9 protein-coding genes are annotated in these 9,826 nt (G+C 57.5%); 2 read left to right on the forward strand and 7 right to left on the reverse strand.

The features are described from left to right. The 7 genes from J7G73_RS11315 to J7G73_RS13765 all read right to left on the reverse strand — a co-directional run. Positions 1–951, reverse strand: a 951-nt coding sequence (locus J7G73_RS11315) for a DUF1015 domain-containing protein (RefSeq protein WP_291246322.1), incomplete at its 3' end; no start/stop codon positions are given. A 25-nt stretch (positions 952–976) separates the two neighbouring features. Further along, positions 977–2,116 carry a 3-phosphoglycerate dehydrogenase gene (locus tag J7G73_RS11320; protein ID WP_087293811.1) on the reverse strand — a complete coding sequence of 380 codons (1,140 nt, stop codon included), beginning with the start codon at positions 2,114–2,116 and terminating at the stop codon, positions 977–979. Positions 2,117–2,131: 15 nt separating this feature from the next. Further along, positions 2,132–3,214: a 3-phosphoserine/phosphohydroxythreonine transaminase gene (serC, locus tag J7G73_RS11325; RefSeq protein ID WP_291246323.1), complete on the reverse strand. Its 1,083-nt coding sequence runs from the start codon at positions 3,212–3,214 to the stop codon at positions 2,132–2,134. A gap of 322 nt (positions 3,215–3,536) precedes the next feature. Then, a complete protein-coding gene (locus tag J7G73_RS11330) occupies positions 3,537–4,262 on the reverse strand; it encodes an acyl-ACP thioesterase domain-containing protein (RefSeq protein WP_291246324.1) in 726 nt (241 codons plus the stop codon). A 181-nt stretch (positions 4,263–4,443) separates the two neighbouring features. Next, positions 4,444–6,651: a glycoside hydrolase family 2 protein gene (locus tag J7G73_RS11335; RefSeq protein ID WP_291246325.1), complete on the reverse strand. Its 2,208-nt coding sequence runs from the start codon at positions 6,649–6,651 to the stop codon at positions 4,444–4,446. 20 nt (positions 6,652–6,671) lie between these two features. Continuing rightward, a complete protein-coding gene (locus J7G73_RS11340) occupies positions 6,672–7,583 on the reverse strand; it encodes an MFS transporter (protein WP_367113991.1) in 912 nt (303 codons plus the stop codon). Continuing rightward, positions 7,556–8,062, reverse strand: a complete 507-nt coding sequence (locus J7G73_RS13765) for an MFS transporter (protein WP_367113992.1) — start codon at positions 8,060–8,062, stop codon at positions 7,556–7,558. The genes J7G73_RS11340 and J7G73_RS13765 overlap by 28 nt, the downstream gene beginning before the upstream one ends. Before the next feature lie 238 nt (positions 8,063–8,300). On the opposite strand from J7G73_RS13765, the gene J7G73_RS11345 reads away from it, so the two are divergent. Together J7G73_RS11345 and J7G73_RS11350 are read left to right on the forward strand one after the other, a co-directional pair. Next, a complete protein-coding gene (locus tag J7G73_RS11345; protein ID WP_291246326.1) occupies positions 8,301–9,494 on the forward strand; it encodes a response regulator transcription factor in 1,194 nt (397 codons plus the stop codon). Positions 9,495–9,636: 142 nt separating this feature from the next. Continuing rightward, positions 9,637–9,826 (forward strand): hypothetical protein (locus tag J7G73_RS11350; protein WP_291246327.1); only part of this gene is annotated, 190 nt, incomplete at its 3' end.

Here is a 9,826-nt window from a genome sequence, read left to right on the forward strand (position 1 = left end):
GAGCTGTGCCTGCGCGCCCCGGGCGGCGAAGTAGCTTACCGCGTCCTGTAAAACCGTTTGGGGGTCCGCACCGGCCACCAGGCGGTGGATGGGCTCGATCTCCAGGCTTTCGTCCTGCAGGTTCACCACCTCGGCCAGCGCCCAGCGGGCCGGATGCTCCAGCCGCTGCTGCGGGGTAAGCGTTTCGCGAATCTGCTCCCAGCGGACCCGGGCGGCTGCCATGGAATGGTTACCGTCGCCGGTGGCAAACTGCAGGGCCGGGGCATCTGCCGGAGCGCCATACCGTTCGCTCAAGTGTTCCGGTGCAGCCAGCGCCTCCAGCGCCTGCTGGATTTTCTCGGTGAGCGCCCCCTCCGGAATAAACCAGCCGGTCAGCTGGCCGCCGCCCAGCATGAGCGGTGTATCGTAGGCTTGCTCCAGTTCGCTGCAAAGAGCGGCCACCGGCTCGATCACCGACCGCTGCGGGTCGTCGATCAGCAGCAGGATGTGGGGCAGCTCCAGTGTGGCTGCCTCCCGCACCGCCAGCCGGGCTGGAATACGCTCCGGCACCGTGCGCTCGGTGGGACGAATCAAAGAGCGGGAGCCCTCCCGGTAATCATAAGCCTCCAGGTCCACCGCCATCACCAGACCCCAGCGGGGCGCGGCCACGCCTTCCATTTGACGGCGTACCAGCATCATGCCGGGCGCGGTGGGTCGGAGCAGTCCGTTTACCTGATATTCCTCCATGGTCTGCCCGATGGTTTTGATCCGCTCAGGCGCGTCCGGCTCTTCCAGCCAGATCTCCGGCAGAGTCAGCCGCAGGGTGGAAGGGGCATCCCCCACCAGCTGCTGCACCTTTTGCCAGTAATCCGGCTGAGAGGTGTATTGATCGCAGGCCACCACCGCCCACTTTTCCAGATTAATCTCCGGGGCGGGCAGCAGCATGGCCGCAGGTTTTGTGCATCGCTGCATGGTCGTGTTCTCCTTTCCCCGCCCGTCAAATCAGGCGTACTCGCAGAACACCGGGCTGTGCGGCAAGCTGATCCAGCTGCTCCGGGGCAGGCTCGGCTTCCAGATCGGCCAGCAGGCAGCACCGTTCTCCCTTTTTGGCATCTGCACGCCCTGTTGTTTTCCAGCCCGCCAGAAGCTGACCTGCATTCAGGTTTTCACCCAGTACACAAAGCCGGGGCGCAGCAGTTTTTGCACCCAGCGTGCAATCCGGGTAGTTCACTGCGTTGCGCAGGGTACCCTCCTCCAGAAAAGCCTTCAGCTGGTCCACTGCCATGCAGGCACAATTGTCCTCCGATTCCTCGGTGGAAGCGCCCAGATGAGGAATCACCAGCGCGCCGGGCAGATGCACCACGGCCGGGTTGGGGAAATCCGAAACATAGCGGCGCACAATCCCCTGCTCCATGGCTTGAGCCAGCGCCTCGTCGTCCACCAGTTTATCCCGGGAGAAGTTCAGCAGCACCGTACCGGGCTTCATTTTTGCGAACACCGCCCCATTGATCATCTGACGGGTAGCATCGTTCAGCGGCAGATGCAGCGTAATGTAATCGCAGCTTTCGTAGATTTCTTCCGGTCCATCCAGCAGGTGAACCTCCTGGGCCAAGCCGGGGATGGTGCCATCGCCCTCCGGCAGGGTGTAAGCCCAGACCTCCATACCCAGAGCCAGGGCGGCGTTTGCCACCTTTACTCCGATATGGCCCAGACCGATGATGCCCAGGCGCTTGCCCAGAATCTCACCGCCGGCAAACTGCTTTTTGGCTTTTTCGGTGTCCTTGGCAATGTCCGGGTCCGACTGGTTGGCGCGGACCCATTCCACGCCGCCCACCACGTCACGGGCGGCCAGCAGCATTCCCGCCAGCACCAATTCCTTCACGCCGTTGGCATTGGCGCCGGGGGTATTGAACACCACGGTGCCCTGTTTTGCCAGCGCGTCCAGTGGAATGTTATTCACACCGGCTCCCGCCCGGGCCACGGCCAGCAGCCCGGCAGGCGCGGTCACGGCGTGCATGTCGGCACTGCGCACCAGCGCCAGCTGTGCTTCCTCCAGCGGGGCATCCAGCTGATAGCCCGCGCCGAATCGTTCCAGTCCCACCTTGGCAATGGGGTTCAGGCATGTTACCTTTGTCATCGTTTCTGCCCCCCCTTAGCCGTTCTCGGTCTCAAACTGCTTCATGAAGTCCACCAGCGCCTGCACGCCTGCCAGCGGCATGGCGTTGTAGATGGAGGCGCGCATACCGCCCACGGTGCGGTGCCCCTTCAGATTCACCAGGCCCTTGGCGGCCGCTTCCTTCACAAATTTCGCATCCAGATCCTTGTCGCCGGTCACAAAGGGAACATTCATCAGCGAACGGTCCTTTTTGTCCACCGTGCCCCGGAACAGGCGGCTCTCGTCCAGGAAATCATACAGCAGCTTTGCCTTTTCCAAGTTGCGCTGCTGCATCCCCTCCAGGCCACCCTGGGCTTTAATCCACTGGAACACCTTTCCGCAGATATAGATGCCGTAGCAGGGAGGTGTATTGTACAAAGAATTGTTGTCCGCATGGATTTTGTACTGCAGCATGGTGGGCACAAAAGCCGGAACCTCCTCCGGGATCAGATCCTCCCGGATGATAACCACTACCACGCCCGCCGGGCCGATGTTTTTCTGCGCTCCGGCGAAGATCAGCCCGTAACAGCTCACATCCACCGGCTCGGACAAGAAGCAGGAGGACTGGTCCGCCACCAGCGGCTTGCCCTTGGTGTTGGGCAGGGTCTTGTATTTGGTGCCGTAGATGGTGTTGTTCTCGCAGATATACACATAATCCGCATCCGGCGAGACCGGCAGGTCGGTGCAGTCCGGGATATAGGCGAAGGTGCGGTCCTCACTGGTGGCCAGCTTGTTGGCCTTCCCATATTTCGCGCCCTCTGCATGCGCCTTCTTGGCCCATTGGCCGGTAACGATGTAATCCGCCACGCCGTTTTTCATCAGGTTCATGGGCACCATGGCAAACTGCTGAGATGCACCGCCCTGCAAAAACATGATCTTGTAATTATCCGGCACTGCCAGCAAGTCCTTCAGATCCTGCTGGGCCTGATCCAGGATGTTCTGGAAGGAACTGGATCGATGGCTCATCTCCATTACACTCATGCCGCAGCCCTGATAGTCCAGCATTTCCGCACAAGACTGGCGCAGCACCTCCTCGGGAAGCATCGCCGGTCCGGCGGAAAAGTTGTACACTCTGCTCATTCTCGATCCACTCCTTTTGTTTTAGATTTGCCAGCAATGGGCAGCGCTCTTTCGCGCCGCATCAGTTCACTGCTTTAGCTTATTGAATAGATTAGCACATTGCAGAGCAAATGACAACTGCCTTTTTTCACAACTTTGACAAGTAATCCTTTGGAACTGTCCGTCATATAGCCAATTTTGTTCTCGATGAGAAAACAAAATTGTGATTTTGGGCAAAAACGAGAAAAAGCGCTCTCACGCAGTGCCCGACAAAAACCTTATTGGCTTTGCCTTCGGGCTGCGTGAAAGCGCTTTTCTACTATTTTTGATAGAATTGCTCCCCTCAGAAGCGGAGCTCTGCCTCAAAGCAGCATTTTCCCTCACGGGTGCCGGATACATACCAGCCGCTCTGTGTGCTGCCCCGCTGCACCTGGAAATGCTCCCCTGCCGGGACCTCATTGTGATAGCTGATGCTGATACGGCGGACCGGCTTTTCCCGCAGCTGCTCCAGCGGCAGTGCGTCGCAGGCAATGTCCGCATAGCGGGTATTGTTCAGGTGGCCGTTGATGTCGCAGAAGGTATAGTAGGCAGCCGCCTGACCCACCTGCTCTACCTCCTGGGGGCGCTCGATGGTCATGTCCAGCTGATAGTCCACATCGTCTCCAAAGGGAAGATTCTGAAAGGCTTCAGGCGGGCGGCGGATGATACGGCGGGCCTGCGGGTCCACCAGAACCCATCGGCTGTCGGTCATGCCAAGGGCATTCCCCTGCTCATCCTGCACCGTGGTCACGCGCTTATAGGTGGCTCGCTTGCAGTTTTCCGGCCTGGTGGTCAGGGTGATAACCTCGCCGCAGCGGGGAACCCGCTCCCACTGAAGGGCCATTTTCGCCATGAGAAAAATCGCATTGTTCTTTTCGTAAAATTCCTGATTCAGCCCGATTGCCTCGCAGTGATCGGTGGAAAGCTGCTGCACCATACGCAGAAATGCGCCGGGCATCAGGTATCCATTCAGATCGCAATCGGTGTCCTTCACCCGAAAGGTCTGGGTGTAGGTAGTCAGCTCCTGCATTTTCTTTTTCGCCTTCTTTTGCATTGAAATTTCCTTCTTATTATAGCACAAATTCACGCAAAATTAAAAACTCCGACCTGCTGCATTTTCGCCGGAACGGAGCACGGCGCCCCCTGCCTTTGCAGAGAGCGCCGCACAATTGGAGGATATCAATCCGGGTGCTGAAACCCCGGGGAAATGGTTACGGACGAGCTACCTGATTGAGTCGGGCATTGATGGCAAGCAGCTGCTCCTTGGTCAGCTTGTTCTCGCCCAGAGTACCCACCAGACCTGCCATACGCAGTACCGTGAAGCCGCCGATCATTTTGGCAAAATCTCCGCTGAGATCGCCTTTTCCGCCCATACCCACCGAAGCAAGCAGCTCCAGAATGATCTGCTTGCCCTGCGGGGCCTGCATGATGTCTCCGATCAGGTCATTCAGGGAGAAGAAGCCCTCCTTTTCGGTCACATCAAACCAGTTGAGGATTGCCCCCTGCTCCTTCAGGCGGTAGCTTTCGTCCGGCGTATCCACATGGCAGATCTCTCCCTGGTCACGGCAATCGCCTGCCACTGCCTCCAGCTTCGTTACCCCTTCGTTGGGCACAACGAAACGGAAGAAGTGATCCTCTGCGTGCTGCACGCCCAGCGAGACTCCGTTGGCGAACAGCTCCACCTCGGGCTGGTTGGAATAGACGGTGATCTTCACCGTGTCACCGGTGTGGTTCACAAACCGCTTGCCGCACAGGTGGACGAAGGGCTCGTCGGAAAGCCAGGCCTTGTAGGCATAGAAGGCATCCTTTTTGTATTTCCGGTCCATGGTCACCAGGCCCTTGTGGTTCTGGCCGTTTTCGCCGCCCTCGTTGCGGGCGTCAGCGCTGAAGTCAAACATATTCCACACATGGGTCGCCCACAGGTAGGGCCGGGTGAACAGCTGCTTGATCAGCTCTTCGTGGTAATATGCCTGGTACTCTTCGGTGTAATCGCCCTGCTGGGGAGCATCCGAATGCCAGTTCAGCGCCTCGCAGCCGTATTCGCTGCAGCCAATGGGCAGGGTGGGATGCATTTCGTGGAACTTGTCAAACCAGGGGCCGTTCATGTCGGTATTGCCGCCGTACCAGCCGAAGTAATGGTTGTAGGATACCGCATCGGGAATCTCCAGATAAGGGCTGTCCATGGGGCACATGCTGATCACCGCCATCACAGTGGGACGGGTGGGGTCCATGGCATGGCACAGGTCATTGAGCTCACGATGGTTTTCCATCATATCCGGGTCACGGTCACCCTTCATGGTGATCTCGTTGCTCAGGCCCCACACAGCAATGGACGCATGGTGATGATTCTGCACGATCAGCTCACGCATCTGGCTGATGGTGTTTTCCCGGCCGGCAGGCATATGCTGAGAGATGTAGGGGATCTCTGCCCAGACCACCATGCCCCGCTCGTCACACAGATCATAGAAGAACTGGTCGTGCTGGTAATGCGCCAGTCGGATGGTATTGGCGCCCAACTCACAGATCAGATCTATATCCCGGATGTGATCCTCCCGGCTGAGCGCGTTGCCCTCGCCCCAGCAATCCTGATGGCGGGAAACACCGCGCAGCGGATAGCTTTCCCCATTGAGGAAGAAGCCCTGTTCGGGGTCGATCCGGAAGCTGCGGAAACCGAACCGACGTCTGACCGTATCCAGCACGGTGCCGTCCCGCAGCAGCTCGGCGGTCAGGGTGTAGAGATAGGGGTCCTTGCGGCCGTGCCACAGGTGAACCTGCTCCACCTGCAGCGCGTTTTTTTCTTCCCGGCTGCAAGCCTGAGCCACCGTCTCCCCTTCGGCGTTGCGGATGGTATAACGTACCTCAGTGCCATCGGCAGGGCCGGTGAGCCAGCGCTCCACCTCCACACGACCGCTCACATCCGGGGTCAGATGCAGCCCGCAGCCGCCATAATAGGAAAGGTCAAAATGGGTCTCAGAAACACAAATGATGTTCACATCCCGGTACAGACCACCGTAGAAGGTAAAGTCCGCTACCTGGGGATAAACGTGGTCGCTGGGGGCGTTGTCCACCGTAATGACCAGCAGATTTTTGTCCTGAAGGGCACCGGTCAACTCCACTCGCCAGGTGGAATAGCCGCCGTCGTGGTGAGCCAGCTTTTTGCCGTTCAGGTACACCTCTGCCGACAGGTTGGCGCCGTTGATTTCCAGAAAACAGGCCTCGGCTTCGGGCAGATCCGCCCGATCCAGCGTGCGCACATAGACGCCGGTGCCGCGCCAGTAATCGTTGCCGCCGTCCTGGCCGTCGATGTTGTTCCAGGTGTGCGGCAGATTGACGATGTCCCAATCCGCCGGGAAGCTCTCCGGCAGGGGCGCACCCTTGCGGAACGCCCATTTATGATTGATATTCAAAACATTTCTCATAACAAAACCCTCCTGATCGATCATTGCCCGGCAGCGCGTTTTTTCTTCAGCGTGAGCACATTCTCGTTAACCTGCTTTTTGTGCAGCGGGTACCAGAACCAGAGGATCAGCGCCAGCAGCGCGAATTCAAGGGCAGGTACCAGGACCGAGATATTGAACAGCCCCTCCTGCACCGTGGGATCGGTGCGGGTAGCAGCCGAGTAACCAATAAGTTCCAGCAGCAGGCCGCTCAATCCGGCGGAAGCCGCCTGGCCCAGCTTGCGGGCAAAGGAATACAGCGCATACACAGTGCCGTCCTCACGGCGTCCGGTTCTGCATTCCGAATCGTCGTTCACGTCGGTGATCAGAGCCCAGGAAACCATGGAGAACATGCCCAGAGCCAGCCAGCAAAGGAACTGAAAGCCCACATAGACCCACACATTTGCCGGACGCACAACGAAGAGCACCAGATTGATGACCACCGCGGCAATACTGGATACCACGCTGACCTCACATTTGCCGAAGTGCTTGGCCAGCGGCTTGACCAGAGCGGCAGCCAGCAGCATGGCCACCATCATAACCAGATTGGAAACCGACTGCGCCGACGCATTGTTGTAGTAATCCGGATAAACATAGCCGCTCATGTTCTGGATGGTCAGCTGAGCCAGCAGCATCACAATGGAGGCGGCAATGATGGAAATCAGCGAACGGTTGTGAATGGCGCTCTTCATCATCTGCACAACGGACTCCTGTTTGCCCTGCGGTGCCTCGATACGCACACGCTCGGTAACTAAATTATAGCACAGCAGATAGCAGATGACCGCCAGAACAGAGAAGATGCCCGCTGCCAGGGTAACCCGGGAGCCGATCAGCGTTTCCACGCCGTCCACCTTTTCGTAAGCAACGAGAGGAAGGCCCACGCCGATCACAACGCCGGCCAGAGTGCCGCCCATGTGCGGAAGGTGGAGAGGGACTGCCGGTCGTCCGGGTCCTCCGAAATGGCGGAGGCCATGGAACCATAAGGAATGTTTACGGCGGTGTAGAAGACCGAGCCCCACAGGATATTGGTTACAAACAGATATGCGACTTTTACCCCCATGGGCAGCCCGACCAGTCCGCTCTGATAAATCAGGAAGGATGCCAGTGCCACCGGCCCACAGATACGCAGCAGCCAGGGCTTGAACTTGCCGTGCGCCGTGGTGCGGCTTCTGTCGCAGATGCGGCCCATGGTCACATCGGTAAAAGCATCCACAATGCGCACCACCGTCATGATAAAGCCGACTACACCTGCGGAAACACCCATAACATCGGTGTAGAACTTCATGAGCATCATGGTGGAAAAAATAAACGTAAAATCGTTGCCAAAATCTCCGAACAGGTAACCGACCTTGTCCCGAATCCCAAACGGACGCACCGTTGTGCTGCGGTTCATACAATCATTCCTTATCCAATACATTGAAGGTAGATATCACGTTGTCCGGACGATGTAAGTATCTTACCAGAATTCCCCCACATTGGATTAGAAGTATTTCGTGTGAAATCTTCATTATTTTTGTTTTTCCTCTTGTCATTGTGCAGAAAAAAGCGCATACTGTTCGTACAGTTTGCTGATCGTTCTGCACTTGAAAGGCCGGTTTTGTATGTTTTGCTCAAATGAATTCTCTTTTTTTATGCAAGTACTCCAAAAATCCGGGATTTCCCATCAGGAGTTTGCACTGCCCGCCGAAGAGGAACTGGAAATCGACGGCGGGCTTCGGCGGCAGCTGGGTGTGACCCCTTCGGTGTTTGAAGGATGCCGTGCCCCGTTTCAAAATATGGAGCCGGGCGCCATTTATCATGTGACAGACTGCTTCTACCTGCACTATCTGTTTTTTCTGCTGCCCGGTACACCCCGCTGTATGGCGATTGGGCCGTTTCTCACGATGCGGCCGCTTGACCGCCAGATCTTTGAGACAGCGGAGCAATACGAGCTGTCCCCTGCCCGCATTCATCTGTTGGAGGAGTTCTATTCCTCCCTGCCGCAGATTGCCGATAACAGCCCCTTCTATGCCATGGTGTACTGCCTGTGCGAAGCGCTGTATGGTCCTCGGGTGGAGGTACGCTCCATCAGTTTGGATGACGCGCTTTCTTCCACTGCCCTTTCCTCTGCGCCGGAGGACATTGATCTGCCCACCGTCATGCGTCGGCTGGAAAACCGCTACCGCCTGGAGGATGAGCTGCTGCAGGCTGTAGCGGACGGAAATCGCACCCGGCTGCACCAGCTGCTGCACGGCCCCGACATCAACATGGCAGTGGAGCCGCGTTTGGCCGACCCGGTGCGCAACATAAAAAATTACTGCATCGTGCTGAATACCGCACTGCGCAAAGCGGCTCAGTACGGCGGTGTGCACCCCATTTATCTGGACGATCTTTCCCGCACCTTTGCCGCCCGTATTGAACAGCTGCCCACCACCACAGATGCTCAGAAGCTGATCAGTGAAATGTCGGATGAATACTGCCTGCTGGTGCAACGATACAGCGCCATCGGCTGTTCTTTGCCGGTACAGACTGCCATGCTGTATGTACGCCAGCACCTGGCCGAGCCGCTGAACCTGCGTACCATTGCCGCCGTGCTGAACTGCAATCCCAGCTATTTTTCAGCTCGTTTCAAAAAAGAAACCAGCCAAACGCTGACCGCCTTTATTCTGCAGGAGCGGATTCGTCTGGCCGCCAATCTGCTGCTTACCACACGCCTGCAGATCCAGACCGTGGCGCAGCACTGCGGGTTTCTGGATGTGAACTACTTTTCCCGGATTTTTCATCAGACCATGGGCTGCAGTCCCACTGAATACCGAAAGACCGGCCGCTCGCTCCACGTGTCCTGATCTGTTTGCCTGTTCTCCGCTTCTTTTTACAGAGCAGCAGGCGCACTGCTTGCACAGATTTTCCCCCTGTGCTATACTAAAGAAAACTGATTTTGATCGCATTCGGGCTGGTCGGCTCAGCCTGACAAGGAGGCATCTGGCAATGGTCCAAAAAATCTGGGGACCCGGTTCCCTTTCGGCTCTTCTCTGCCTGGTGGGCGTGTTGTTCTGCTGCACCCTGCCCGGCGGGTTCTGCCTTGGCGAGTGGCTGATCGGGCTGGTTGGAATTTCACCCTGGTATTCCGGAAGCGTAATTCATTATCCTCCCTATGCGGCACTGGTTTTCTTTGTAC

Origin of the sequence: Allofournierella sp. (genome assembly GCF_017889395.1) — a bacterium.
In the GTDB taxonomy this organism is placed as follows: Bacteria; Bacillota; Clostridia; order Oscillospirales; family Ruminococcaceae; genus Allofournierella.